The following is a 26,366-nucleotide window of genomic DNA, read 5'->3' on the forward strand; positions in this document are numbered from 1 at the left end:
ATCCGCGACATGCTTGCGCAGGGTCGTGGTGGGCGCGAGGCCAAAGATGAAGTCGACGTCGTTGGCGCGGCACCAGTCGATGACCGGTGGACTGCAATAATGGCGCCTCCGCCCGCGCCTCGGCGTCCAGCGTCTCCCAGGCGGGTGGGTCGGGAGGCCGCTTGCGGTCTTCCTCGGCGAATCTCGGCTTCAGTTGCATGTCGCTCCTCCTTGTCATCAGGCGGCGACTCGCCGCGCCGTTCAAGAAGAGCGTCGGTCAGAAGGCGCAGATGCAGAAGGTCTGAAAGCCGCCCAATGCTGGAGTGATTTGCCGGCGTGGCTGTGGAATCACCCCCCATGCCCCCGAGATCCGTCCACGCGACGGGAATGTAGGTCCGGCTGCCGTCCGGCAATTCTAAAAGCAGCGTTGGCTCGCCGCGGCGTTTGAGTCGGCTGATTACGGCCAGAGGCCGCCCTTCAAAGGCGTGGCCCTCCCGCATGATCGTTGCCGAGGCGGGAAGGTCCTGGTGATGGGCAGTCTGGAAATGTTTCCTTTGATGCCGTGCATGGCGGCCAGCAATTGCGCCTGTTCAACGCCCATTATGACGAATACGGCTTCCAGCCGATCGTGGTGTTCGATGGCGATGGCCGGTTCGTCGGTGCGGTTCTTCGGCCAGCCAAGCGGCCGAGCGGGGCTGAGATCCGCCCCCATCTGCGCCGCCTGGTGCAGGCGATCCGGAACAATTGGCCGAACACACGGATCCTGATCCGGGCCGACAGCCCCTGGCGCAGCATGCGCGTTCGGGCCGCTGAACTCGGGCGTCAGCTTGTCGCTGGTGCGCGTCAAAGCCGAGCGTGTCAAATACTCGTGTCGATCCCCGGTGTCGGCGCAATCACCGCGAATTCGTTCGTGACCGCCATTGAGGAGCCGGACAACTTCAAGAAATCTCGCTCCGTCGGCGCCCTACGTCACTTCAATGGCTTGCACTTCATCCGCCAACCCACCATGAATTTTCCGGGTTAGGCTTTCCCGACGCTGCCGGCGCATGTCACCGCCAACGGCAAAGCATGGCTGGCAACACTTCCCAATGACATGGCGCTGAAGACGGTACGGACCCAACGCGCTCACCTCCGTAGGTGCCGTTCTATCGGAGCTGACGAAACCACGTCGACAAGGCTTCGGAGTTGCGCGCGAGGAGACCGAGCCGGGCGTACCCTCGGTTGCAGCTGCGGTGAGTGTCGGCGATGAAACGGCGCGGCACTCGCCGTGGTTGCGCCCGCCTGCCGTCTGGGCGAGGAATGCATCAAAGCGGTAGCCGAGCAGGTAAAGGGCGCGGCCGCCGAACTTTCGACGGTATGGCCGCTCCGGGCCATCATCACACCAGCGCTTAATAGTACATAGGCCCTCAATGCATGATCAGCGTCCGACACGCGCTTTTCGGGTCCAAATCCCACTCTCGTGGTAGAGACCAGTAGAGGTCGGCTGGCCTGCGTTCTCCCGAACATCACGAGGAGTACCTCACGTCGAGTAAATTGCGTTGTTCGATGTCCGACGATGTCACATATTCGACATAGGCACTCTCAGCGCTATCCCGTTGCTTTAACACGAATCGCTCATTGGCACGGTACCTGCGTAGTTGTCCACAAACGGGCCGTCTTTCCAGGAGAATCATCTATGATCATTCTTGCCAACAACGCTGCCGCTGGGCGGCAAACGAGAAGAAGACCGGCTCCTAGTCAGGCTGAGCGATCTTAGGGAGTTGATGGCTCAGCCAAGTGGGGGCCTACGAGTCGAAAGCGATTGTTGAGTTGCGTAGACAGCCAACTACTTCCACGTTTCAAATTCGTCCATGAGGAGCGGTTTCATGTGGCATGATCAGCGCCGTGCACAGATCCAAAGTCCAGACCGCGAAAGTACATCTGCAGGGATTGACGCGATGTTGAATGACGACCCCGCTCAGAGTTCGCCGCCGCCACCGATCGTGCTGATCGCTACGTCAGATGATAGCTTTCGCTCTTTTCTGGAATATACCGTTAGGAGTAAGGACTTAGTTGTGGCGGGGGTGAGCGACGGAGAGGCGCTGGTCCAGCGCCTGCATGAACTAACGCCGAATGTATTGCTCCTCGAATCAAGACTGCCGCGTGTTGAGACGCGGACGCTCTGTGCAAGCTTGCGTTTGGATCGCCGGACGCGCCCAATGTCGATTGTCGTGCTAGCCGCCGACGATGAAGAAGCAAGTGAGCAAGAGTTTGTCGAGTCCGGTGCGGATCAGTATCTCAGTAGACCATTTTCGCCTGAGCTGCTGATGACAACTATCGATGCGATCTGGCACGCTTCGAATCGGGTTCCCGACCTCGGCCCACGTGATTTGCTGACATTTATCGACCTGGAACTGGATGTGACCAGGTATCGCGTGCGGCGAAACTGCCGGACGATCCATCTCGCTCCAACCGAGTTCCGCCTGCTCCACCATCTCATGAAGAACCCACACAAGGTCCACTCCAGAGGAGAACTGCAGGATGCAGCTTGGCCACGCGCTGTTCATGTTGGCCTCCGCACCATCGATATTCACATCGGCCGCTTGCGCGCGGCCCTCAATCAGGCTGGCGGACAAGATCTCATCCGGACCGTGAGATCCGTCGGCTATGCACTATCCGAGTAGGCGCGCGACCGGCGCCTAGATCGGCCACCCGCAGCTCTTACGATTGACGGCCTGTTGACAACACCAGGCGGTTTTTCAGGGGTAGCCGCGACGCGCTCTGACGTTCTCTCCAAATGCGCACCATCGAATCACAAGCACTGATTCGGCGAGGTGGTTAGAACTTCCAACTGGGCTTTGATGCCCCGTCAGCGCGTGCGATTTCGGATAGTTTTGCTGTGTTGCGCTTGGTTTCTTTGATGTCGATGATCCGGCTTGGCGGTTGAGCGACCATGGTGAGCAGCTCGAAGCCTATGGCCGGGTTGTGCCCCCTCACGCAGCCTGGCTCCCTCGAGCGCCGATGACTCCGTTGCTTATACGCGGTATCCGTGCTTATTGCTCAGGGAGACTCCTTTCTCCCCCTCCCGGTCGAGCTCCGCGCGAACATCGACGACGCGGCCCGTTTGGTAGGAGCGGATCGCCGCTTCCATGAGGGCGATGCTTCCCAAATTGTCGCGCCCGCTGGGGAAGAACCATGCCTGACGGCCATTGGAAATCGCCGTAGCGAAGGCTTCGAGCACCGCCACGCGGCCAAAAACCTGGTCCCGTGGGAGAGTCTCGGCCCGCATTGCTCCCAGACCGTCCACGACCGCAAGACGATCCCCATCGAGCGTTACGTCGCGGTCGCTTCTGCACGCCCAGATCACGTCGCCGTGCTGGTACTGCATATGCCATTCGCCCGAGAAGGTGGTCTCAGCCCGCGCCTCCCACGACCCCGTCCAGGTAACCGTGGCACCGCTTTCGAAGACAAGGATAGCCGCAGCTGTGCCGGGATCACGGAACGTGCTCCACGAGAGTCGAGGTGCGGTGCAATAGACGGAGACGGGCTCGCTGCCAAGCACCATGCGTATCAGGTCGAAATGATGGATGGCGAGATCGGCGATGAGAGGTTGGCGAAGCGTGCGGTGCCAGTGCGCCTTCGCGTCGCTCTCATAGGAAAGGATGCGGCGAAATGCGATTGAAACCGCAGCAACCTCGCCAAGCTCTCGTCCACGGACGATGTCGGCGGCGCGCTGCGCCGCTGGAAAGTAACGAAAGTTCTGATTGACCATCAATACGAGGCCGCGGGCCTCGGCCACCCGCACGAGTTCGCGACCTTCGCTGACCGTTGGCACGAATGGCTTCTCAACAAGGACATGGCAGCCGAGCGCGAGGGCACGCGATACGAGTTCGACGTGAGTCTCCGTGGGCGTGAGGACGAGCACGCCGTCGGCTGCGGTTCGCTCCACTGCCTCTCTGAGCGAGAAAAAGAAAGGGGCCGCGCAATCTCCCAACCGCGCGCGGGGGGCCCCCCCCCCCCCCCCGGGCGCCCCCCCCCCCCCCCCCCCCCCCCGGCTCCGGGCCACGTAGCCCACGATTTCGATGGCTTGAACCTTGGGCGTGATGCTTGAAGCCCAGTTCATGCCCCAATCGCCAAGGCCGACCTGAACAACACGAACCATCTCTCTCCCTCTCTCTCTCTCTTTCTCTCCGAGGCGGCAACCGGAGCAGTATAGGCATGAACCCCAAACGCATTCGGGTGCCATTACTGTGATACGAGCTTTTCCATGTCGTCAAATATAATTTCGTTAAATTTCGGATATATTGGTCGAACCCAAGCACTACCGTCTCCAGCCGACAGCCAAAGCGCTCCAATCACCTCGAGCCCGTGAACCCCCATCTCCCAACAAGCTGACGAGATCTGGCATATCTCGCTCCTAAAGAGTGAGCGCACAGCCCCGACTGTCGCAAAACCTTAGCGAAAACGTCATTTGCATGTCGGACCGTATTTGCCAACAATTGCCCCCTAGCGCTCAAAGTAGAGCTAGCACCATCCGTCAGAATGGGAGCATTCCATGCCACGGCTACCCACCGTACGTTTCTCAGTGATCGGCCTCAACCACGACCATGTCCTTCGTCAGACTGGTATCCTCCTGGCAGCTGGTGCAGAACTCCACTCTTTTTATGCGCCGGAGGAGGATCTCGCGGCTGAATTCGCCGCGAGGCATGCGCAAGTGAGACGGGCGTGCTCAATTCAGCAGATATTAGAGGACGAAACCGTCCAACTGATCGTTTGTGCAGCAATTCCGGACGAGCGAGCCAGAATAGGGATAAGTGCCATGCGCCATGGCAAGGACGTGATGCTCGACAAACCGGCATTTGTAACTCTTCAAGAGCTTATCGAAGCACGAGCCGTGCAAAAGGAGACGAGCCGCATTTGCTCGGTGTTTTTCGCCGAGCGCTTTGAGAATGGCGCCACAGTCAGGGCTTTGGCACTCGCGTGTTCAGGCGCTGTCGGTCAGGTCATTCATACAACTGGTCTTGGGCCGCATCGCGTAAATCTGGCAGCTCGACCCTCGTGGTTCTTCGACCCTGCACGACAGGGCGGTATTTTAACAGACATCGCCTCGCATCAATTTGATCATTATCTCGCGTTCACTGGCAGCACCTCGGCGGAAATCGTGGCAGCACACGTGGCAAACTATGCGCATCCTAAACATGTGGGATTCGAAGACTTCGGCGAGGCGCTCGTGCAAGGGAATGGCGGCACTGGGTATATTCGTGTGGATTGGTATACGCCAGACGGTCTCGGCACTTGGGGTGATGGTCGCATCGTAGTGCTTGGCACTGAGGGCTACATGGAAATCCGCAAAGTTGTGGATATCGCAGGGCGGCCCGGCGCAAGCCATCTATTCCTCGTCGATCGAAAAGGCATTTATCATTTCGACTGTAGCGGAACTCCCCTTCCCTATGGCCCGCAACTGCTTGCTGACATCGTTCAACGAACCGAAACGGCGATGAGCCAAAACCATTGTTTTCTTGCCTGCGAACTCGCACTGAAGGCGCAGATCACTGCAAGCCGCCTTGGCCATCTCACGCCAGCACGTACGCAAGATATGAGCCAAGCGGGTTCCAGCGCCCTCCATCAAGGCAGCGTCCTCGGTTCGTCTGAATAGGAGCCAGCATCATGCCAACTCGGGTAGTTCAGGTAGGGCTTGGTCGATGGGGTATAGACTGGGCTGAGACTGTCGTGCCTCATGTACCCGAGGTCGAGATGGTAGGTTGGGCTGAGCCGAACCCTGAGGTTCTTGAGCGGGTGAAGACGCGGCTAAGGGCTCGCCCTAACCAATGCTTTCCAACTCTTGATGCAGCGCTCTCGCATACTAGTGCCGATGCCATCTTGATCACGGCTAATGTGGGGGCTCATGCTTCTCTCATTGCACTCGCTCTCGAGGCCGGCAAGCACGTACTGGTGGAGAAGCCCTTTGTGTCTACAATCGTCGAGGCCGAGCAACTCGTCGATTTGGCAGACCGTTACCACCTCGTCCTGATGGTGAGCCAGAACTTCCGGTTCTTTCCTGCAGCCATCACCGCCGCCCGGCTCGTCAGAGAGCAAGCACTCGGCCCGGTAGGCGCAGTCCACATCGAGTTCCGACGCTTCGTGAATTATACAGCAACCGACGAAGCTTATGGCCATTACTCCTTACGACAACCCCTACTTGAGGAGCTTAGTATTCATCACTTTGACCTGATGCGCATGGTGCTCGGGCAGGAACCTCGGGAGGTATATTGTAGGGCTTGGCAGCCGACGGGGAGTTCGTTCAGAGAACCGCCCGCAGCAGCTGCGACGATCAGCTTCGATCGAGGCACCATTGTTACCTACCGCGGCAACTGGCTTAGCGGTGGCGTGGAGACGCCCTACGGTGGAGAATGGCATTTGGAATGTGCCGAGGGCGAGATCATGTGGACCTGCCGCGGTGACCGTGATGTTACCTTGAATGGCGATCACGTCATCATCCGTAAGCGCGGCCAACCCGCAGTGCCGATAGGCCTTCCGGAGATGCCGTTGTTCGGGCGTAGAGAAAGCCTAGCGACCTTTGCACGTGCTGTCGAGACTGGCACAGTCACACCTTTCGCCAGCCTTGGCCGTGGCAATATTGCAAGTCTCGCTCTCATGCAGGCAGCAATAGCGTCGGCAACAACGGGATGTGTCATGCCGGTCGAAACGATAGGGCAACGGCAACCACCAAAGGCTAGATAGGTCTGCGATCTGATGCGCAGCGCCTCCCTCAACAGCTCTAACAACTGGCGCGACGCTGCGTTGTTCAGCGGCTTAAGCCACGACCCTGATGCCTCAAGCCAGGCGGCGCAGAATGAGACAGGTGCTCAGAACAAACGCATCGATGTCGAAACAACCTCACGTCCAGATCTAAATCGCACCGGCGATGCATCAAAGCACCTTGCGGAGAGCACGAAATTTGTCAGGTAGACGCCAATTCGAACCAGCGATTGCCCGTTCGTTTCAGTATTTCAGTTCGGCGTCCAACGCGTCGCACCTACTTGGAGGCTGATCAGGCGCGGGCCACGGGCCAGTACTTATCGAAGCCAAGGCCATCTGGGGCAGTGAAGCGCGTTACCAAAGGGAGCAACAATATTTACCTGAAATTCTCTTGATGCTAAATCGAAAAAGCGGAGTCTTTGGACCGGAGCTCTAAAAAACAAGCTGTAGGGGCAGACGCCTTGAACACGGACCAAGAGACTGGACTTGCGACTGAAGACGCTAACGATCGTCTAATGCTCGGCCGCGCCAAGGATTTCCTGCACATGGAAGCACAAGCTCTCGGCAATCTGGCCCAAAAGCTAAACGGCCAAATCTGCGTGATCGCCAATCTTATCCTGCGATCTAAAGGAATGGTCGTCGTTACCGGCGTCGGAAAGTCTCGGCTCGTCGGCGAAAAAATCTCGGCCACCTTCACCTCGACGGGCACCCGCTCGATCGCTCTCAATCCTGTCGACGCCCTGCACGGGGACCTTGGTCGGCTACGGCGGGAGGATATCCTCCTTTGCCTCAGCAACTCAGGTGAGACCGAGGAGCTTACCAGGCTGGTATTTGCAGTAAAACCCCTGGGAGTCATGATCGTCGCTATCACCGGAAATGCAGGTTCAACTCTTGCAAGGATGTCGCATTTCGTCATCGACATGGGTTCGATACGTGAAGCGTGCCCTCTTGGTTTAGCACCAACAACGACGACAACCGCACAGATGGCCCTCGGAGATGCCCTCGCATTGGTGATGCTCGAACAACGACGTCTAACTCCGGAAGACTTCGCGCGGTATCACCCTGCGGGTAGTCTGGGCCGGCGCCTAATGCGTGTTCGAGAGATCATGCGAAGCGATGATAAGTTGCCGCTCGTCCTTGAGGGGACGCCGCTCAAGCTCGCTCTCTTGGTCATGTATACGACACCAGGCCGCCCCGGTGCCGTCGTGGTTGTTGACAGCCACGACAGTCTCCTTGGCATTCTAACAGATCGCGACTTAGAACCCGTCATAAACCAAGATGATTCTATCTTCAGCAGTCCCATCGAGAGCCTCATGCACCGAGACCCGCCCACGTTCATGCCTGACGCACCAGTACAGGCAGCCCTTGAGCTAGTTCAGGGAACCACCCGTGAGCATCTTGTTATTGTCGACAATCTGAAACGCGTGGTGGGATTACTCGCCACTTCCGATATACCAGGATATGCACGCGCCGCTGCAGATGCCGTGACAAGTACCCCGTTGCCATCATGAAAAGACCCAAAGAAAGTCAAATAGAGGCGAGGTCCCGTAAGTCGCCGCTGCCGCTGGCGCAGGACTTCGCTGTCGTCTTCAGATCGGCCAGGCCTTCGAATATCTACTGCTACACGCCGGGGATTGCTCGGTCCGAGACGGGGCGGCTTATTGCCACGCTTGACGTCGGTGGCCACGGGGTCGCCGATCTTTGCGGTCCGAAGGCTTCCCGTGCCGCGGGGGGGCGTTTCGGAAAAGGAAAACTGTTCATTTCCGACGACAGTGGCGTAACATGGTCGCACCGCGTCGACTTTCCATTCTGGCATGCGCGACCGTTTTTCGCGGCTGGCGCTCTTTATGTGTTAGGGCAGGCAAGCGACCTGATGATAATGGCATCGTTTGATGACGGTGACAGCTGGACCACGCCTGTCCGGCTAAGTTTCGGGGAAAAGTGGCACGGTTCGGCTTGCAACGTGCACTACGATGGCCAACATCTTTACTTGGCAATGGACCAAAGGAAGGACACCGATATAGAGGGCTGGAACGTAGCGGGCTTGGCGCCCCGCGTCCTACGCGCGCAAATAGGCGCAAATCTTCTCGATCGTGCCGCCTGGACCATCTCAAGCGCACCGGCATTCAACGAGGTATTGAGAGATGGAGCCATAGATTGGATGGGTGTCCCATTTTATGGCACTCACGAGCGGCAGCCCCGTCAACTTGGTGCAAATCGCGTCTGCGCACCCATGGGATGGCTGGAGCCCAATATCGTGCAATTCCGGGATCCTGGGCACATTTGGTACGATCCTACCGGGAAAACCCTGCATTTGCTGTTGCGGACCAACACCGGAGGTACTGGCTACGCAGCACTTGCCAAGGTTGCAGAAAACGACGATGGAGAAATGCGAACTAGCATCGAGCGCGTACCTTCTGGCAAGAAAGCGCTGTTCGTGCCGCTGCCCGGAGGGCACCTCAAGTTCTTCATTCTCTGTGATCCCGAGACGTCGCTCTTTTGGCTGATCAGTTCGCAAGCGACCGACTCAATGGCCAAGCTGACCACGCTACCGGCCGGGCGTTACAACCTAGCTAACAATGAGCGACACAGGCTCCAACTGCACTTTTCCAAGAACTGCATCGATTGGTGTTTTGCTGGCATCGTAGCTGCCAGCTCAGATGAGCGGCACGCCCGCAACTATCCGAGCATGACGATTGATGGAGATGATCTAGCAGTATTGTGCCGGTCAGGAGACGACGCGGCGCTCGACGCGCAATATACTAATCTTATTACATTTCATCGAATCCGCGACTTCCGATCTTTGAGCTATTAAGCTGACAAGGACTGCGACAAGGACCAGGCTCGGCATTGTTAAAGCAGTGCTGTCATTCTAGAATGGGGTATGATGATGAACATTGTATCGATAACCCCTTCATATACTAACTTGTGACGGTTTCGCCGGCCTTCATGCGCTGGAGCAGCTCCAGCTTTTGGTCCTCATCAATAACTCTTTGCCGTCCGGCCATGCCAAAGTTTCCTCTCCTTGAAGGAAACCTGTCCGCGATTTTCCTTATCCAGTCACTCCACCCCTGTCCGGCTTTTGCGAAATGCGCATCGTATGGCTGACGTGCATCGCGGGGCACACTTCGAGCCGATCGAGCCAAGGGAACCGCCTGAAACCGTTAGGTCAGCGGCGGCGTGAATGGTAACCGCCGTTCTCAGGCCACGGCCTTGAGCGGCATGGGTCTGTAGGCCCAAGGCAGCAGATCGTCGGTCTGGCTTTGTGGATGGCCGGCGACGATCCGGGCGATCACGTCAGCGAGGTAGGTGTGAGGCTCGACGCCGTTGATTTGACAGCCAACCGGTTGTTAGCCGCTTTTTTGTACCGGAAGCAGACGCGCGGCAAAGGCTGGGCTAGCTTTTCCTCGGTGGCAATGAGAACTCGAGATCAATCACCTCACGAAAGGTTCCGAAAGCTGGACTTAAGCTTCCGGCTGCCTGCGACACGGTAGCCTTCGCCTCTTACTGCGCTCGAGCGGATCAGCGTCCGTGCCGTCCGCCTCCTCTGGCTGATCAAATGTCTGCACCCATTTGGGAATGGCCGCTTCGCGCAAAAGTATTCCCCCGTGAGCCGACTTTCCGAATTGGCTTAACTTCCAAATCTGTGGCTTTGCCTGCATTGCGGACTGCGGAGTTCCGACCACTCGCAGGGCATGCCATGGCGTTTCGTCTCTTTGTTCCGATCCTTGCCGGTGCAACGCTGCGCGAGCGGCTGCTCGCCTGCAGCGGGGCCATGATCGGCATCGCATTGACCGGCGTGATCAGTGCGCTGGCGAACGGGTCTGGCCCACATGTCGCACTGCTAGTTGCTCCAATGGGAGCATCGGCCGTGCTGCTCTTTGCCGTGCCTTCAAGCCCGCTGGCGCAACCTTGGTCGATTATCGGTGGCAATACGATTTCGGCGCTGGTCGGGGTGATCGTGGCGCATTTCGTGCGTGAACCCGTTCTTGCTACCGGCATCGCGGTGGCGCTGGCCATCGCCGCCATGTCGTTCACGCGCTGCCTGCATCCGCCGGGTGGCGCCGCCGCCTTAACTGCGGTGTTCGGCGGACCGGCCGTCTTCAGTTCCGGCTTGCTGTTTCCCTTCGTTCCGGTAGCGCTGAACTCGATCGTGCTGGTCGCACTCGGCTACGGCATCCATAAACTGTCGCGGCGCAACTATCCACATGTGGCGGCCCCCGCCCTTAAAAGCGCGCATGGAACCATCGATCCGCCGGCGCGGGAGCGGGTCGGCTTCCAGCCCGAGGATATCGATGCCGCGCTCGGCGCGCTGGAGGAAACCTTCGATATCGACCGCAACGATCTTGAGCGGCTGCTGCGGCAGGTCGAGTTGCAGGCGATGGTGCGCTCCCACCGCACCCTGCTGTGCGAGGACATCATGTCGCGCGATGTGATTTCGGTCGATGAACATGCGCCTGCCGACCAGGCGCGTCATTTGCTGCTCGATCACAACATCCGGACGCTGCCGGTGACCCACGCCGAGGGCGGGCTGGTCGGTGTAGTTGGCCTGCGCGAGCTGACGACGGCGACCGACACGGTGAGGGCTGTGATGTCGAAGGCTGCCACCGCCTCTCCCGATACGCCGGCGATGAGCCTGCTGCCGGTGCTCACCGACGGCCGCAGCCATGCCGTGGTCATCGTCGATGCCGAGCGACGCATTATTGGGCTGATCACCCAGACCGACCTGCTGGCGGCGGCAGCGCGCGTGCACATGGCCGACACAACGCTGGCAGCGGCATAAATACTGACCCGGATTTAGGTGCGGCCTTCCGCCTAAGACGATTCCTTTTTTCAAGTACATCGACCTTCTGGAACGCGACCGCGCTCTCAACCGCTACCACTACTCTCTCGGCTCGCCTTCGGTTCGTGCAGCGGGCGCGGGATACAGGCAACCTTTGTCGCTCTCTAGCGAGGCGCACCGGGAGCGAGCAGATGTGAAGTCGATCGCATTGGCCAAGCTAGAGGCGACCGGAGGGCCCACTTATTTGGCCCACTCGATGCCGTTGAGGTGGGCGGCAACCACCCATCTTGTTCCGCCCCGATTTATCCCGGTTTCAATCAGCATGCTGGACGCAGGCAATTTATTGCGTGTCCATGTTCCGCTGTTCCCTAGGATGGGCGCGAACCATCAGGAAACGCCGTGATACCTCTTGAGCTCAATGTCACTGCCGCGCGCAGCCTTCTCTCCGTTACATGGGATGACGGTGCGGTCTCGCTCATCCCGGCGTCCATGCTGCGGGCGCGCAGCCGGGCGGCACAGCAGGTCCGGGCGGACATCGAGGGTAACGAACATTCGTTCGAGACTGTCACCGTGACGAGCGCAGGGGCGATCGGCTCATATGCCATACGTCTGGTTTTCTCCGACGGTCACGACCGGGGCATCTATCCCTGGAGCTATTTGCGCGAAATCGCCGATGCTGAGGCTTTGAGGAACGAGAATGGATAATTTTGTCGAAGGGCTGTCGGAAGTCACCTGCGATGTGCTGGTGATCGGCGGCGGCACGGCCGGACCGATGGCGGCGCTCAAGGCGAAGCAGAAAAATCCCGCTCTGAATGTCGTCCTGCTCGAAAAGGCCAATGTGAAGCGTTCCGGAGCTATCTGCATGGGCATGGACGGGCTAAACAACGCCGTCGTCCCGGGCTATGCGACGCCCGATCCTGTGCATGGGCGCGGCGGGCCGGCTCGGATTGCCGCATTCCGGCTATCTCTTCGGAACCTATGAGAATCCGACCAATTCCGGTGATGGTTATGCCATGGCCTATCACGCGGGTGCCGCGCTCGCTAATCTCGAATGCTATCAGATCAATCCGCTGATCAAGGGCTATAACGGCCCGGCTTGTGCTTAGTTGCCGGTCCGTTCGGAGCCTATACCGCCAACAGTGAAGGCAATCGCTTCATCGAAAGCGACTACTGGTCGGGACAGATGATGCAGGAATTCTACAACGAACTACAGTCGGGCAAGGGGCCGGTGTTCCTGAAGCTCAACCACCTTCATGCCGACACGGTCGGCGAGATCGAAGAGACCCAATGCCTGTCGCAGGATGAGGAACTTCGAAGCTCGTACTTGCGTGACCTGACCATAAGAAAGAAGTCGCCCGAGAATGCGATGTGATGGCATGTGGACTCGATTCCCGGAACGCTGGTCGTCAATATCGGCGCAGTGCTCGAACTGGCGTCGAATGGCTATTTGCGCGCGACCGTGCATCGCGTCGAGACGCCGCCGCCGGCGTCCAGGGGCTTCCGTTCCGTTTTTCTCAAGCGCGGCGGGAATGCGACCACGTCGATTCTGAGCCTGCCGCAAGAATTGGCGGCCGAGGCCCGCGGACCGGCAAGTGGTCGGGGCACCGTTGTTCCGACATGTCGCCTGAAAAGCCGACTGCGTTCGTATGTCGATGTGGCACGCCGGTACTATGCCGATGTTCAGGTTTGCGGTCGGAGCACGAATCTTTGCCGTTTCGCGCTTTCTTTGGAATGCCATTCGTCGCCAAAGCCGTGAAATGAGCTCAGAAAGGCAAAATCGTTCGGCGGTTTTCCTCCCATTCCGCTAAACGGTGTTCCCCTCTGAAGGCTTTGACCTTCCTTTGGCCGGGCCGGATTCGAGCCCGGCTTTTTTTGTTGGACGGGCTGCTTTGTTCAGATCTGCTGGAACGCGTTTCGCTGGGTCAGTCTTTCGGAAACAAGACGGTTTGCATTCGCAGCCGATGTTACTTACGCGTCATGCTAAATCTGGCGGTGGACCCAGGATTGCCAAGTCCGCTCGCTTCGCTAAATTGAGGCGCTAGAGCAGTCCAATCGGGAGGCCATTCTCGGAGCCCAAAGGATGGCCTGTAACCTCTAGATATCCCGCCCAACCCCCAATGGCCCAGCGTTACGACATAGAGAAGACGCCCGAAGGCACGTGGGACATTATCGACGTCTTCACGGGGCTGCCAGTCGTCGAGGTGGGCGTCCCCTTAATCGACATGCCTATCGAAGAGGCCGACGACTTGGTCGACCTTCTCAACTGCCGCGACAGGACACGGCGGGGCGATGCAGGTCTCTCGTAAGTGGCAATTTCATCAACCATTCCTTTAGCCAGTTCGACGCGGTCTCGAACATCAAATTGATTTCGTTCACGCAGAGGACCAAGATCGGATGTCGTTGGCGTCCTTTGAGGGTGGGTCGCATGAGCATCGGCTCAGTTCTTACGGCAGAACAGGCCGGGCGATGCTCCGCCAAACCACCTGCCGCATCATCCTTCTCGGCAAGCCGGCTAACCCGATGCCATACGGCCGTCCTGAGAGGGCACGTCTCCTTCAATAGCGGCCCTGCTCCCACTTATGCGGGCCACCTGAGGAGTTGCTCAGCGACACATTGAATTTCCGATTTTTTACGGTGTTGTCTGGTACGTCGTCCGCACGCCGGCATGGCCGAAGAGGCGGACGCCATCGGCGTTCGCCTTCAATGTTTCTGTTCAGCTATTGGGCTTCGGCAGGCCAGGCGGGTTAGTGCGCGACTGGTCGATGGCTTCGGCGGTAAAGCTCCACTCCTTCATCACCTCGCCATATTTGCCGCTGGCAATCAGCTCGTTGATGGCGAGGGTAACGGCAGCCGAATGAAATTCGGATCGGAGCGGTCGCGAGACACTGCATCGCGTCGTGCGTGACGAGCACGGCGGTCGTGCCCTCGTGTCGGACGATCCGCTGAAGCTCGCCCTGCAAGCGCAGCCGGGTCAGCGCGTCACAATTGGGCGGGATAGGCTTTGGCGAATTGATCAAGGCCGACGAGATGCTGCCGCAACCGGAGGATCCCACGATGCTGACGAACTCGCCCTCGTCGACTGCACGATGGATATGCGACAGCGCCTGGACCTGACGGCCGGCGATACTGAACCTCTTGCTGACGTCATCTCCAATGCGTGGTTTTGGCCACGTCCCCGTTCGGAAATGGCGACAGGGCCGCTCATGGGATCCTCCAGCGCAGAAAGCGATGCTCCAGGGAGCCGGCGATGACGTTGGAGACGACGCCGACACCACCGAGGAGGAGAATGCACAGCAGCAATAGATCCATGTGGAACAGGCAGCTTGCGACGGTGGGGGCCGAGCTTCTGCTCAACATCGCACCAGGTATCGGCGGCCGCATGAACGAGGGCCAGCACCATGCAGATGGTCACGAACGAGTTCGTCCCGTTCGGCGGCACCCAATCGGCGCTGGCGCAGCACGCCGCCGCGACATTGCCCTCGGCATTGAGCCAGGGCAAAAGCCTATGCTCCTGGAAAACGATCGAGCGGTCGAGACTCGGCCGTTCCACCCTCGGTCCATCGACTCGGATGTCGCCGTCGTAATCAGTGTCGAGGCCAAGCACGAGCCGCAGCAAGGTGGACTTGTGTCCAGGCATAGATCAGAGCGGCATGAAGGCCGGTGAAGATTTGCGGCAGCGCACCTGGAATGGCGATGATCCGGGCGAAGTCGAACCAGCCGAAGGTCAGCACGTCGGCAAGCTCGCGATAGCTGCGCGGGATGCCAGACACGCCTTGCCAGGGGTTGATCAAGGTCGGCTGGAAGGCCGCCAGCGCGATGAAGACGCTTTGCCGGCCTCGCCTCCGCCGAACCACACGAGATGAGCGATTATCTGGGGTGTCAAGTTGCATTTGCGAACTCTTTGCGCTCGGCATTGCTGATCGGCGGCGCAGGAGTGGCCGGACGGGCCGATCGCCATGATCAAGCCTGGCCGGTCTGCCCTCGCGGTTTGCCGCCAATCGGATGTTATAGCTAATGCTAATGACGCGTCAGCACTTTCGATTTTCTCACCGGTCTGGGAAAATCGAAAGATAATTCCTTATCTCTATATCGAATATCGTCCGATCCCATTGGCAATCGGCCATTCCCTTGGTGGAACAGGAGATCGACGATGGCAAGAATTTCGGTTCTCGGCATATCGGGTGGCGTAAGCACGCCATCGCGCACGACTGCGGTGGTGAGCGCGCTGGTCAAGGCGATCGCGCAGCGCACCCCGGCAGACACCGGCCTGATCGAAATCACCGAAGCCGCGCCCTCGCTGTTTGTGACGCTATCCCGCTACGCGCTCGGCGCGTCTGGCGAAGCGATCATCCAGCGTGTCGAGAAGGCCGACCTGCTCGTGGTCGGAACGCCGGTCTATCGGGCGTCCTACACCGGCGCTCTCAAGCACCTGTTCGACCTCGTCGATCATCGTGCACTGACGGGCAAGACCGTGCTTCTCGCGGCAACCGGCGGAAGTCCATACCATGGCCTGGTTCTCGAACATCAGCTCCGGCCATTGTTCGGTTTTTTCGGGGCCGTCACGGTCCCGACCGGCGTCTACGGCGCGCCCGACGATTTCGTCGATGCCAAGATCGTCGGCGCGGCGATTATCGAGCGCATCTCACGGGCCGCTACCGAAGCGATTTCCTTGCTTAATTCCAGTGATGCAAACACTGCCGTCGCCACGCGCGTCGGTTGAAGCCAATCAAAAGGGGAAACGAACGAAATGACCTCGAATTCCGACAACGTGAAATTCGCCTACTGGGTCCCGAACGTCTCGGGCGGCCTGGTCATCTCCAACATCGAGCAGCGGACCGGCTGGGACATCGACTATAACCGCAAGCTCGCCCAGATCGCCGAGGCCAACGGCTTCGACTACGCGCTGAGCCAAATACGCTTCACGGCCGGCTATGGCGCCGACAACCAGCACGAATCGGTATCGTTCAGCCATGCCTTGCTTGCGGCGACCACAACGCTGAAAGTCATCGCGGCGATCCTGCCCGGCCCATGGAATCCAGCGCTGGCGGCCAAGCAGATAGCCACCATCAACCACCTGACCAATGGCCGTGTCGCCGTCAATGTCGTCAGCGGCTGGTTCCGCGGTGAGTTCGCCGCCATCGGCGAGCTGTGGCTCGACCATGACGAGCGCTATCGCCGTTCGGAGGAATTCATCCGTGCGCTGCGCGGCATCTGGACCGAGGACAATTTCACTCTGAAGGGCGACTTCTATCGCTTTACCAACTACTCGATGAAGCCGAAGCCGATCGATCCGCAGCCGGAGATCTTCCAGGGCGGCTCATCACGCGCGGCGCGCGACATGGCTGCGCGGGTTTCCGACTGGTATTTCACCAACGGCAACACGCCGGAAGAGATCAAGAAGCAGGTTGACGACATCAAGACCAAGGCGAAGGCCAATGGCCACAAGGTGAAGATCGGCGTCAACGCCTTTGCCATCGCTCGCGAAACCGAGGCAGAAGCGCGCACCGTGCTCGACGAGATCATCGCCAAGGCCAATCCGGAGGCGGTGCAGGGTTTCGCCGATCAGGTCAAGAATGCCGGCAAGGCGTCGCCGGAAGGCGAGGGTAACTGGGCGAAATCCTCGTTCGAGGATCTTGTCCAATACAATGACGGCTTCCGCAGCAATCTCATCGGCACGCCGGAACAGATTGCCGAACGCATCCTCAAGCTGAAGGATGCCGGCGCGGATCTGATCCTGCTCGGTTTCCTGCATTTCCAAGAAGAGGTGGAGTTCTTCGGCAAGCGCGTCATCCCTCTGGTGCGCGAACTGGAAGCGGCGCGCGACAGGGAGCTTGTCGCCGCGGAATAGGACAGGCGCGGTCTTCAGGCCGCCGCCGGCACGCCTTCAAAATCAGGAATGTTTCATGATTAGTGCTTCGCTGGGAGCCGCCGCATACGAGCGCGCGCCCGAAATTTCCGGCATTCTTGCTGGTGCTGGTCCCGTCGAGGACACGCGCCCGGCGCGCCTGTCGCCAAAGGCTGATGCGATCCTGGCGCTGGGCGGGATCAGCATTTCTTTTGGTGGCGTCATGGCATTGCGGGATGTCGACCTCGAGGTCAAAAGCCGCGAGATCCGCGCTGTGATCGGTCCCAATGGCGCCGGCAAATCCTCGCTGATCAACATCATCAGCGGCCTCTATCACGCCGATCAGGGCAAGATCGCGATCGATGGCCAGTCCTTCTCCCGGGTGTCGGCAAGCCGTCTGGCACGGCTCGGCGTCGCGCGCACCTTCCAGAACCTGGCACTGTTCGGTGGGCTTTCAGTGCGCGACAACATCGCGTCGGGCCGCGTCCACACCCGGCGCGCCAGCTTCGTCGAACATATCGCCGGTCTACCGCGCGCCCGGCGCGAAGATGCCGCGATCGCTGAAAAGGTCGACCAGACAATCGCCTTCCTGCATCTCGAGGCCGTCGCCGATCGCCTGGTCGCAACGCTGCCCTACGGCCTGCAGAAGCGGGTCGAACTGGCGCGCGCGCTTGTCGCCGAGCCGAAGATCCTGCTGCTCGACGAGCCGATGGCCGGCATGACGGCGACCGAGAAGGCCGAGATGGCCGGTTTCGTGCGCGCAGCGCGCGACCGGCACGACGTCACCATCATCCTCATCGAACACGACATCGGCGTGGTCATGGGGCTCTCCGACCGCGTCGCCGTGCTCGACTACGGCCGCAAGATCGCCGACGGGACACCGGCCGAGGTCAGGGCCAATCCGGCGGTGATCCGGGCCTATATCGGCACCGCCGAAGGCGAAGATGGCGAGGGCATCTGATGAGCTACTATGATTTCCTCTTCGTCATCGAGGTGCTGGTCGGTGGCTTGCTCTCAGGCGTCATGTATTCGCTCGTCGCCATCGGTTTCGTGCTGATCTACAAGACGTCGGGCGTGCTGAACTTCGCGCAAGGGTCGATGGTGCTGTTCGCCGCACTCACCTTTGTCAGCCTTGTCGAACGCGGCATCCCGTTTGCGCTTTCAATGCTCATTACCCTCGCGGTCATGGTTGCGCTGGGCTTCACCATCGAGCGAACTGTGCTGAGGCCGCTGGTCAATCGCTCGCCGATGACGCTGTTCATGGCCACGCTTGGCCTGTCTTACATCATTGAAGGCGCTGCCCAGTTGGTGTGGGGCACGCAGGTGCACGGGCTCGATCTCGGCATCGACGACACGCCGTTCGAGGTCGGCGGTATCCTGATATCGTCGTTCGATCTTCTTGCTGCAGGCATTGCCGCGGCGATGGTCGCCGGCTTGAGCGCATTCTTCTATTGGACCCGCGTCGGCCTAGCGTTTCGCGCCGTCGCAGACGACCAGTTCGCGGCGCTCGCCGTCGGGCTGCGGCTGCCCCGGATCTGGGGGACGGTGTGGACGGCCGCTGGGTTCGTGGCACTGGTCGCGGGACTTTTGTGGGGCGCGCGCCTCGGCGTCCAGTTCTCGCTGTCGCTGATCGTGCTGAAGGCGCTGCCGGTGCTGGTGCTTGGCGGCTTCGATTCTATCCTCGGCGCCATCGTCGGCGGCCTCATCATCGGCGCCAGCGAGAAGCTCGCCGAGGTCTACCTCGGACCCTTTGTCGGTGGCGGCATCGAAGGCTGGTTCGCCTATGCGCTGGCGCTGGTCGTCCTGCTGGTGCGCCCCTCCGGCCTGTTTGGCCAGAAGACTGTCGAAAGGGTCTGACCGATGGCCGTGCAAGCGCTCGATGCCGCAAGGCTTCCCATCGACTGGCAGAGGTTAGCTCTGCCCGTCGCCCTGATTGCCGTGGCCTACGGCCTGATCCCCGCCTATGCGTCGAGCTATCTCGTCGAGGCGATCCTGCTGCCGTTCCTTGCGCTCAGCCTGGCGGCGGTCGGCCTCAACCTTTTGACCGGCTATTGCGGCCAGCTTTCGCTGGGCTCCTCCGCCTTCATGGCGGTCGGCGCTTTCGCCGCCTACAATTTCAACCTTCGGGTCGAAGGACTGCCGCTGGCTGCGACCATGATCCTGGCCGGGATTTCAGCCGCCGGCATCGGCGTCGTGTTCGGATTGCCGAGCCTGCGCCTGCGCGGCTTCTATCTCGCCGTCTCGACGCTCGCCGCCCAGTTCTTCGTGCAGTGGGCGCTGACCAAGTTCGGGTGGTTCTCCAACGACAACCCTTCCGGGGTGATCTCGGCGCCGCACCTTGCCGTTGCGGGCTTCTCGCTCGACAAGGCGACGGGCCGCTACCTGCTCTCGGTGACCACGGTCATCGTGCTCACGGCGCTCGTCTGGCGCCTGGTCAACAGCGCGACCGGCCGCAATTTCATCGCCGTGCGCGACAACGAAACCGCCGCGCGGGTGATCGGCGTCCCTGTGCTGAAGACCAAGCTGCTCGCGTTCGCCATCTCGTCCTTCATCATCGGCGTCGCCGGGGTGCTGTGGGCCTTCACCTATCTGCGCACCGTCGAGCCGGCCGGCTTCAATCTCGACCGCTCGTTCCAGACCCTGTTCATCATCATCATCGGCGGGCTGGCCTCGATACGCGGCGCCTTTCTGGGAGCGGCGTTCATCGTCGTCTTTCCGCTCATCCTGTCGCGGCTTGGCGCCTTCCTGTTTGGCGGACTGTTCGATTCGGGTGTTCTCGACATGAGCCAGCGCATCGTGCTCGGCGCGCTCATCATCATCTTCCTCATCGCGGAACCGAACGGGCTGTCGGCCCTCTTCGACCGCCTGAAACGACGGATCGGCTCAAGGTCCAGCTGAGCGCCGCTCGACATCCTCTCACGGACCACAACCTCAGGAGACGCAATCCATGACCTTCTTCAGTCACCTCAAGAAAGCGGCGATCGCCACGGCCTTCGTCCTCGGCGCGACGGCGGTCCACGCCGACGAGCAGTATTTTCCCCTGCAGAGCTACCGCGTCGGCCCTTATGCCGCCGGCGGCACCGGCTTCTTCGGCGGCTTCATCGACTATCTCAACCTGATCAACATCCGCGACGGCGGCGTCAACGGCGTCAAGCTGACCTGGAGCGAGGGCGAGACGCAGTATGAGGTCGAGAAGGGCGTCGAGGTCTATGAACGATTGAAGAGCAATCCCGGCATCGCCGCCTGGAACCCGCTTTCGGTCGGCATCGCCTATGCCATGATCGACCGCATCACCGATGACAAGGTGCCGCTGATCACCATCAACCACGGCCGCACCGACACCACGGACGGACGCGTGTTCCCTTACGTCTTCCCGCTGCTGCTCAATCCGTACAGCGAGACCTCGGGCATCGTGAACTATATCGCCTCCAAGGAAGGTGGCCTCGACAAGCTCAAGGGCAAGAAGATCGTCGTGCTCTATCACGGCTCGCCCTATGGCAAGGAGACGATTCCGATCTATGAGCTGCTGTCGCAGAAATACGGCTTCGAGCTGTCGCAGATCGAGGTTCCGCATCCAGGCAACGAGCAGCAGGCGCAGTGGCTGACGATCCGTCGCGAGCATCCCGACTATGTGGTGCTGCGCGGCTGGGGCGTGATGAACCCGGTTGCGCTCAAGACCGCGCAGAAGACCGGCTTCCCGGCCGATCACATCGTCGGCAATGTCTGGTCGAATTCGGAAGAGGATGTGATCCCCGCGGGCGATGCCGCCAAGGGCTATACGGCCATCACCACCCAGGCGTCAGGCGAGCAGTATCCGGTGGTCCAGGAGATCGTCAAAACGGTCTACGGCGCCGGCAAAGGCAATCTCGAGGAAAAGAGCCGTATCGGCTCGGTCTACCACAATCTCGGCATCGTCAACGGCATCCTCAATGTCGAGGCGGTCCGCATCGCGCAGGCCAAGTTCGGCAACCGCACGCTCACCGGCGACGAAGTCCGCTGGGGCTTCGAGCATCTCAAGCTCGATCCGGCACGCGTCGAGGCGCTGGGCGCCAAGGACCTGTTCCACTCGATCAACGTCTCCTGGGACAATCACGAAGGTGACGGCTACGTGACCTTCCAGCAGTGGGACGGCAAGAAGTGGAACGTCGTCTCCGACTGGATTGCGCCCGACTGGAAGCTGCTGCGTCCGATCATCGAGAAGTCGTCCGAGGCCTATGCCAAGGAAAAGGGCATCAAGATCCGCACGGCCGAAGACGCCGAAGCAGTGGTCAGCAACTGAAGTCAAACAACTCGCGGCCGGCCCACGGGCCGGCCGCGATTTCCTGCCTATTGCGGAGTCATCGATGTCCAGCCCGGAAAATCCGATCCTGTCGGTCAGTCGCGTGGAGGCCGTCTACAACGGCGCCATCGCCGCCCTGCACGGTGTCGACCTGTCGGTCGGTAAAGGCGAGATCGTCGCACTGCTCGGCTCCAACGGCGCCGGCAAGACGACGCTGCTACGCGCCATATCCAATCTCCTCCCGGCCGAGCGCGGCACCGTTACCGCTGGCCGGATCACTTTCGACGGCGAGGATGTCTCCAGGGCAAGCCCCTCTCACCTCGTCCGCAAGGGTCTGGTCCAGGTCCTCGAGGGCCGACACTGCTTCCGCTCGCTGACGGTCGAGGAGAACCTTCTGACCGGCGCGCTCGGGCGTTCGTCCTCCCGCACCGGCGTCAAGGCCGACCTCGACCGCGTCTATGCGCTTTTCCCCAGGCTCACCGAGAAGCGGCGAACCCGGTCCGGCCTCACCTCCGGCGGCGAGCAGCAGATGACGGCGATCGGCCGCGGTCTGATGTCGCGGCCGAAACTCTTCGTGCTGGACGAGCCTTCGATGGGGCTGGCGCCGCTGATCGTCGACGAGATTTTTAGCGCCTTGAAGCGGCTCAATCGGGACGAAGATCTTTCGATCCTTGTCGCCGAGCAGAATTCGGCAGTGGCGCTGAAATATGCCGACCGCGCCACCGTGCTCGAAAACGGAAAGAGCGTGCTGGAAGGGTCGGCCGCCGACCTGCGCCAGCGCGACGACATCAAGACCTACTATCTCGGCGGCACGCCGCTTCCATCGCAACATTTTCCCCAGGAGACCGCAGCATGACCATCCAATCGAAGCAGCCGTCCGATATCCGCAGCGCCGTCCCCCCGGTCGAGCGTCCGTCGGCCAGAGCGCATGTCATCAAGACCGACGCCGAGGCGATCGCTGTGGCGGAAAAACTGGCCGCAGACTTCGCCAAGGACGCCGCCAGGCGGGACCGCGAGCGCATCTGGCCGAAGGAAGAGCTCGATGCGTTTTCGCAGAGCGGCCTGTGGTCGATCAACGTGCCGAAGGCCTATGGCGGACCGGAACTCTCCTATGTGACGCTGTCGAAGGTGATCACCATCATCTCGGCGGCCGATCCGTCGCTCGGCCAGATTCCGCAGAACCATCTCGGCGTCGTCGCCGCCATCCGCACCGTCTCTGACGAGGCCCAGAAGCAGTTGCTCTTCGCCGAAGTTCTGTCCGGCACGCGGTTCGGCAACGCGTTCTCGGAATTCGGCTCCAAGCGGGCGGCCGATTTTGAGACCAAATTCGTCGACGCTGGCGACCACGTCGTGGTCAATGGCCAGAAATTCTATTCCAGCGGCGCGCTGCTCGCCCATCTGGTGCCGATCGTGGCGCTCGATGACGAGGGCCGGGCCTGGTATGCCATCGCCGATCGCGGCGCGCCCGGACTGACGGTCATCGACGACTGGTCGAGCTTCGGCCAGAAGACGACGCTGTCCGGCACAGTCCTGCTGGACAATGTGAAAGTGCCGAAGACGCATCTCGTCCCCGGCTACAAGGGCTATGACCGGCCGACCGGCGACGGCGCCATCTTCCAGATCATCCAGGCTGCTGTCGATCTGGGCATCGCCAACGCGGCGATCGACGAAACCGTCAGCTTCGTGCGCACTAAGTCGCGTGCGTGGATCGACAGCGGCGTCGATCATGCCTGGCAGGATCCCTATACGATCCAGGCGGTCGGCGACCTTCGCCTGCGGGCCAATGCGGCCGAGGCGGTTCTGGACAAGGCCGGCCCTGCGGTTGATCGCGCTGTGCTCGACCCCAACGAGAAGACCGTCGCGGAAGCGCAGATCGCTGTGGCGGAATCCAAGATCCTCACCACCGAGATCGCCATCAACGCCACCAACAGACTTTTCGAACTCGCGGGCACGCGCTCGACATTGGCCGAGCACAATCTCGACCGGCATTGGCGCAACGCCCGCACCCACACGCTGCACGATCCGGTGCGCTGGAAATACGCAATCCTCGGCAACTACTACCTGAACGACGTCAATCCGCCGTTCCATGCCTGGAGCTGAGCGAGACGCCGTCAAGTCATAGAGGACTATTCATGAGCATTGCCATCCCCGACAGGATCAAGGTCCTGTGGTTTCTCCCGACCCATGGCGACAGCCGCTATCTCGGCACCTCCGAGGGGGGCAGGGCGGTCGACTTGCCCTACCTCACCCAGGTCGCCAAGGCGGCCGACGCCATCGGCTACTACGGCGCGTTGCTGCCGACCGGGCGCAGTTGCGAGGACAGCTGGGTCGTGGCGTCGGCGCTGGCGCCGCTGACGCAGCGGTTGCGCTTTCTTGTTGCCGTCCGTCCCGGGCTGCAGTCGCCGACGCTCGCGGCGCGGATGACCTCGACGCTCGACCGCATTTCCGGCGGGCGCCTGCTTATCAACGTGGTCACCGGCGGTGACCCGGTCGAGAACAAGGGCGACGGCATCTTCCTCAGCCATGATGAGCGCTATGAGGTGACGCGGGAGTTTCTCGATATCTACAAGGCCGTGCTCAGCGGCGAGACCATTGCCTTCGAAGGCAAGCACTTCCGCATCGAGGACGGAAGGCTGCTGTTCCCGCCTGTGCAGACGCCGCATCCGCCGCTGTATTTCGGTGGCTCGTCGGAGGCGGCCAATGCGGTCGCCGCCGAGCAGATCGACAAATACCTCACCTGGGGCGAACCGCCGGCTGACGTCGCCGCCAAGGTCGACCATGTGCGCGGCCTTGCCGAGAAGGCCGGACGCCAGGTGAGTTTCGGCATCAGGCTGCATGTCATCGTTCGCGAAACCAATGACGAAGCCTGGGCCGATGCCGACCGCCTAATCAGCCGCCTGGACGACAAGACGATCGCCGAGGCGCAGAAGGTTTTCGCGCGCATGGATTCCGTCGGCCAGTCGCGCATGAGCCGGCTGCATGGCGGCCGTCGCGACAAACTCGAAATCAGTCCGAATCTGTGGGCCGGTGTCGGCCTGGTGCGCGGCGGCGCCGGCACCGCTCTGGTCGGCGATGCGGCGACGGTGGCGGAGCGCATCGACGAATACCGGCGCATCGGCATCGATACCTTCATCCTGTCCGGCTATCCGCATCTGGAGGAAGCCTATCGCTTCGGCGAACTGGTGCTGCCGCTGTTGCCGCTCGATCACGAAATCTCGACGCGGCCGACGGCGGTTAACATGGGCCCCTTCGGCGAAACGGTGGCCGGCGACCATCGCCCGTCGTCGCTGCGCGCGAGCCAGTCTTGAGCGCCAGCGAACCGATCATAGCGATTGTCGGCGGCGGCTTTTCAGGTGCGGCGACTGCGTTTCATCTGGCGCGGCTGCTGCCGGCCAGTGCATCCGATATCGTGGTCGTCGAGCCGCGCGAAAGGCTCGGCTATGGTCTGGCCTATTCGACGACCGATCCTTCACACCGCATCAATGTGCCGGCCTCGAGGATGACGCTGATCTCCGGCCAGGATAGCCACTTCGCCGACTGGCTGCAGCAGAGCAGCGCTATTGTGGGGGATGTCGAGGCTATTGCCGCCAACGGCGCGATCTACCCGCAGCGCCGTGTTTTCGGCGGCTATGTCGAATCCCATCTCCAGCCCTTTCTGCTCAGCAAAACGATCCGCCATGTCAGGTCCGCCGTCGCGTCAGTCGAGCGCAGTGGCGAGGGCTACAGCCTGATCCTCGCCGATGGCAGGACGCTCGCAGCGGACGCCGTGGTGATTGCGACGACGCATCCGCCGCCGGCCTTGCCGTTGGCCATGCAGTCCGTGGCTGGCATAGCTGGGCTGGTGGCCAATCCCTATGACCTCGAGAGCTTGGAAGCGATCAGCCGCAATGACCATGTCCTGGTCATCGGCACCGGACTGACGTCCGCGGACGTGATCGCGACCCTCGACCGCAAGGGGCATCGTGGCCACATTGTCGCGCTGTCACGTCATGGCTATCGCTCGCGCAGCCACGCCTCGATACCGGCCGATCCAGTCGGTGATTTCACGACCCTTCCTTCACGCAGCGCAACGGCACTGTTCAAGCGCATCCGGGCCACGATTCTTGATGCCAAGCGTCAGGGCGAAGACTGGCACCCGGTGCTCGATGCCGTCCGGCGTCAGGGACAGGCCATCTGGCAGGCCTTGCCGCTAGCCGAGCAGCGCCAGGTTGTGCGTCACCTTCGCGCGCTGTGGGATGTGCATCGCTTCCGCGTTGCGCCACAGATCGCGGCCGTGCTCGATCGCCGCGCTGCCGAGGGCAGGCTTTCCTATCGCGCCGCATCGATTGTCGGCGCCGAACAGGTAGACGGATGCATTCGCGTCAGGCAGCGGCTGCGTGGCCAACGCAGCCTCGTTGTCGATGCTTTCGACAGTGTGATCGTGACGACCGGACCGGCGCACGCCGATATCTTGCGGACCAACACGGCGATTGCGGCGCTCGAGCGGATGGGATTGGTCCGGCTCGATCCGATTGGTCTTGGTTTGGATACCGACAGCCAAGGCCGTGCGGTCGGCACATCCGGGCGCCCGACCGATAGCATTTTCGTCAGCGGGCCACTGGCGCGAGGCAGCGTCGGCGAACTGATGGGAATTCCCGAAGTCACCGCACATGCCGAGCGCATCGCCGCCGAAATTCTCCAATGGTTGGGGTACCAAACGGCGTTGCGTCGCAAGGCGTCGTGACGCTGCAAACACTTGAGGC

Annotated in this window: 22 protein-coding genes and 5 pseudogenes; 22 read left to right on the forward strand and 5 right to left on the reverse strand. The window is 60.8% G+C overall.

Annotation, left to right across the window (positions count from 1 at the left end):
- Both NKJ12_RS29660 and NKJ12_RS32365 read right to left on the reverse strand, forming a co-directional pair.
- Window positions 1-199: hypothetical protein (locus NKJ12_RS29660; protein ID WP_352706980.1), on the reverse strand; the 199-nt coding region annotated here is incomplete at its 3' end.
- A 58-nt stretch (window positions 200-257) separates the two neighbouring features.
- Window positions 258-479: pseudogene (locus NKJ12_RS32365) on the reverse strand (DUF5372 family protein); the annotation flags it as partial.
- Window positions 480-529: 50 nt separating this feature from the next.
- On the opposite strand from NKJ12_RS32365, the pseudogene NKJ12_RS29665 reads away from it, so the two are divergent.
- The 3 genes and pseudogenes from NKJ12_RS29665 to NKJ12_RS29670 form a co-directional block, all read left to right on the forward strand.
- A pseudogene (locus NKJ12_RS29665) lies at window positions 530-943 on the forward strand (transposase); the annotation flags it as partial.
- 157 nt (window positions 944-1,100) lie between these two features.
- Window positions 1,101-1,295, forward strand: a pseudogene (locus NKJ12_RS32370) (hypothetical protein); the annotation flags it as partial.
- 549 nt (window positions 1,296-1,844) lie between these two features.
- Window positions 1,845-2,642 carry a response regulator transcription factor gene (locus tag NKJ12_RS29670; protein ID WP_352706982.1) on the forward strand — a complete coding sequence of 266 codons (798 nt, stop codon included), beginning with the start codon at window positions 1,845-1,847 and terminating at the stop codon, window positions 2,640-2,642.
- 350 nt (window positions 2,643-2,992) lie between these two features.
- Here the strand turns inward: NKJ12_RS29670 and NKJ12_RS29675 are convergent, their stop codons facing one another.
- Window positions 2,993-4,204 carry a Gfo/Idh/MocA family protein gene (locus NKJ12_RS29675; RefSeq protein WP_352706983.1) on the reverse strand — a complete coding sequence of 404 codons (1,212 nt, stop codon included), beginning with the start codon at window positions 4,202-4,204 and terminating at the stop codon, window positions 2,993-2,995.
- A gap of 309 nt (window positions 4,205-4,513) precedes the next feature.
- Here NKJ12_RS29675 and NKJ12_RS29680 point away from each other — a divergent pair, with 309 nt between their 5' ends.
- The 4 genes from NKJ12_RS29680 to NKJ12_RS29695 all read left to right on the forward strand — a co-directional run bounded on the left by NKJ12_RS29680 (window position 4,514) and on the right by NKJ12_RS29695 (window position 9,532).
- On the forward strand, window positions 4,514-5,614 hold the full coding sequence (locus tag NKJ12_RS29680) for a Gfo/Idh/MocA family protein (RefSeq protein ID WP_352706985.1): 1,101 nt from the start codon (window positions 4,514-4,516) through the stop codon (window positions 5,612-5,614).
- Between the two features lie 11 nt (window positions 5,615-5,625).
- On the forward strand, window positions 5,626-6,699 hold the full coding sequence (locus NKJ12_RS29685) for a Gfo/Idh/MocA family protein (protein ID WP_352706987.1): 1,074 nt from the start codon (window positions 5,626-5,628) through the stop codon (window positions 6,697-6,699).
- A 533-nt stretch (window positions 6,700-7,232) separates the two neighbouring features.
- Window positions 7,233-8,228 carry a KpsF/GutQ family sugar-phosphate isomerase gene (locus tag NKJ12_RS29690; protein ID WP_352706989.1) on the forward strand — a complete coding sequence of 332 codons (996 nt, stop codon included), beginning with the start codon at window positions 7,233-7,235 and terminating at the stop codon, window positions 8,226-8,228.
- Window positions 8,225-9,532 (forward strand): hypothetical protein, encoded by a 1,308-nt coding sequence (locus NKJ12_RS29695; RefSeq protein ID WP_352706991.1) that lies wholly within the window; start codon window positions 8,225-8,227, stop codon window positions 9,530-9,532. Before NKJ12_RS29690 ends, NKJ12_RS29695 begins: the two co-directional genes overlap by 4 nt.
- 385 nt (window positions 9,533-9,917) lie before the next feature.
- Here NKJ12_RS29695 and NKJ12_RS29700 read toward each other — a convergent pair.
- A pseudogene (locus NKJ12_RS29700) lies at window positions 9,918-10,055 on the reverse strand (transposase domain-containing protein); the annotation flags it as partial.
- A gap of 362 nt (window positions 10,056-10,417) precedes the next feature.
- Here NKJ12_RS29700 and NKJ12_RS29705 point away from each other — a divergent pair.
- The 5 genes and pseudogenes from NKJ12_RS29705 (at window position 10,418) to NKJ12_RS29725 (ending at window position 13,806) form a co-directional block, all read left to right on the forward strand.
- On the forward strand, window positions 10,418-11,500 hold the full coding sequence (locus tag NKJ12_RS29705; RefSeq protein WP_352706994.1) for an HPP family protein: 1,083 nt from the start codon (window positions 10,418-10,420) through the stop codon (window positions 11,498-11,500).
- Window positions 11,501-11,899: 399 nt separating this feature from the next.
- Window positions 11,900-12,205: a gamma-butyrobetaine hydroxylase-like domain-containing protein gene (locus tag NKJ12_RS29710; RefSeq protein WP_352706996.1), complete on the forward strand. Its 306-nt coding sequence runs from the start codon at window positions 11,900-11,902 to the stop codon at window positions 12,203-12,205.
- Window positions 12,198-12,782 (forward strand): annotated as a pseudogene (locus NKJ12_RS29715) (FAD-binding protein); the annotation flags it as partial. The gene NKJ12_RS29710 and the pseudogene NKJ12_RS29715, both read left to right, overlap by 8 nt.
- 96 nt (window positions 12,783-12,878) lie before the next feature.
- Window positions 12,879-13,256: a 2OG-Fe(II) oxygenase family protein gene (locus NKJ12_RS29720; protein ID WP_352706999.1), complete on the forward strand. Its 378-nt coding sequence runs from the start codon at window positions 12,879-12,881 to the stop codon at window positions 13,254-13,256.
- Window positions 13,257-13,617: 361 nt separating this feature from the next.
- Entirely contained in the window at window positions 13,618-13,806 is a 189-nt protein-coding gene (locus NKJ12_RS29725; protein WP_352707001.1) for a hypothetical protein, read from the forward strand.
- 1,278 nt (window positions 13,807-15,084) lie between these two features.
- Here NKJ12_RS29725 and NKJ12_RS29730 read toward each other — a convergent pair.
- Window positions 15,085-15,390, reverse strand: coding sequence for an ABC transporter permease subunit (locus NKJ12_RS29730; protein WP_352508262.1), 306 nt, complete (start codon window positions 15,388-15,390; stop codon window positions 15,085-15,087).
- A 260-nt stretch (window positions 15,391-15,650) separates the two neighbouring features.
- Between NKJ12_RS29730 and msuE the strand changes: the two genes are divergently transcribed.
- From msuE to NKJ12_RS29780, 10 genes are all read left to right on the forward strand, one after another.
- Window positions 15,651-16,220, forward strand: coding sequence for an FMN reductase (gene msuE, locus NKJ12_RS29735; RefSeq protein ID WP_352707003.1), 570 nt, complete (start codon window positions 15,651-15,653; stop codon window positions 16,218-16,220).
- Between the two features lie 27 nt (window positions 16,221-16,247).
- On the forward strand, window positions 16,248-17,348 hold the full coding sequence (sfnG, locus tag NKJ12_RS29740) for a dimethylsulfone monooxygenase SfnG (RefSeq protein WP_023722893.1): 1,101 nt from the start codon (window positions 16,248-16,250) through the stop codon (window positions 17,346-17,348).
- A 55-nt stretch (window positions 17,349-17,403) separates the two neighbouring features.
- The gene (locus NKJ12_RS29745; protein WP_352707005.1) at window positions 17,404-18,306 is read left to right on the forward strand and encodes an ABC transporter ATP-binding protein; all 903 of its coding nucleotides are present in this window, start codon (window positions 17,404-17,406) and stop codon (window positions 18,304-18,306) included.
- A complete protein-coding gene (locus NKJ12_RS29750; protein WP_352453924.1) occupies window positions 18,306-19,202 on the forward strand; it encodes a branched-chain amino acid ABC transporter permease in 897 nt (298 codons plus the stop codon). Before NKJ12_RS29745 ends, NKJ12_RS29750 begins: the two co-directional genes overlap by 1 nt.
- Window positions 19,203-19,205: 3 nt before the next feature.
- A complete protein-coding gene (locus NKJ12_RS29755; RefSeq protein WP_352707008.1) occupies window positions 19,206-20,243 on the forward strand; it encodes a branched-chain amino acid ABC transporter permease in 1,038 nt (345 codons plus the stop codon).
- Between the two features lie 49 nt (window positions 20,244-20,292).
- Window positions 20,293-21,624 (forward strand): ABC transporter substrate-binding protein, encoded by a 1,332-nt coding sequence (locus NKJ12_RS29760; RefSeq protein WP_352516270.1) that lies wholly within the window; start codon window positions 20,293-20,295, stop codon window positions 21,622-21,624.
- A gap of 64 nt (window positions 21,625-21,688) precedes the next feature.
- Window positions 21,689-22,480, forward strand: coding sequence for an ABC transporter ATP-binding protein (locus NKJ12_RS29765; protein ID WP_352707011.1), 792 nt, complete (start codon window positions 21,689-21,691; stop codon window positions 22,478-22,480).
- Window positions 22,477-23,724 (forward strand): SfnB family sulfur acquisition oxidoreductase, encoded by a 1,248-nt coding sequence (locus tag NKJ12_RS29770; RefSeq protein WP_352707013.1) that lies wholly within the window; start codon window positions 22,477-22,479, stop codon window positions 23,722-23,724. The genes NKJ12_RS29765 and NKJ12_RS29770 overlap by 4 nt, the downstream gene beginning before the upstream one ends.
- Window positions 23,725-23,756: 32 nt before the next feature.
- The gene (ssuD, locus tag NKJ12_RS29775; protein WP_352707016.1) at window positions 23,757-24,932 is read left to right on the forward strand and encodes an FMNH2-dependent alkanesulfonate monooxygenase; all 1,176 of its coding nucleotides are present in this window, start codon (window positions 23,757-23,759) and stop codon (window positions 24,930-24,932) included.
- A complete protein-coding gene (locus NKJ12_RS29780) occupies window positions 24,929-26,347 on the forward strand; it encodes an FAD/NAD(P)-binding protein (RefSeq protein WP_352707018.1) in 1,419 nt (472 codons plus the stop codon). Before ssuD ends, NKJ12_RS29780 begins: the two co-directional genes overlap by 4 nt.
- The last annotated feature ends 19 nt before the right edge of the window (window positions 26,348-26,366 follow it).

It is taken from the genome of Mesorhizobium sp. M0195, assembly GCF_040322115.1.
Classification (GTDB): Bacteria; Pseudomonadota; Alphaproteobacteria; order Rhizobiales; family Rhizobiaceae; genus Mesorhizobium.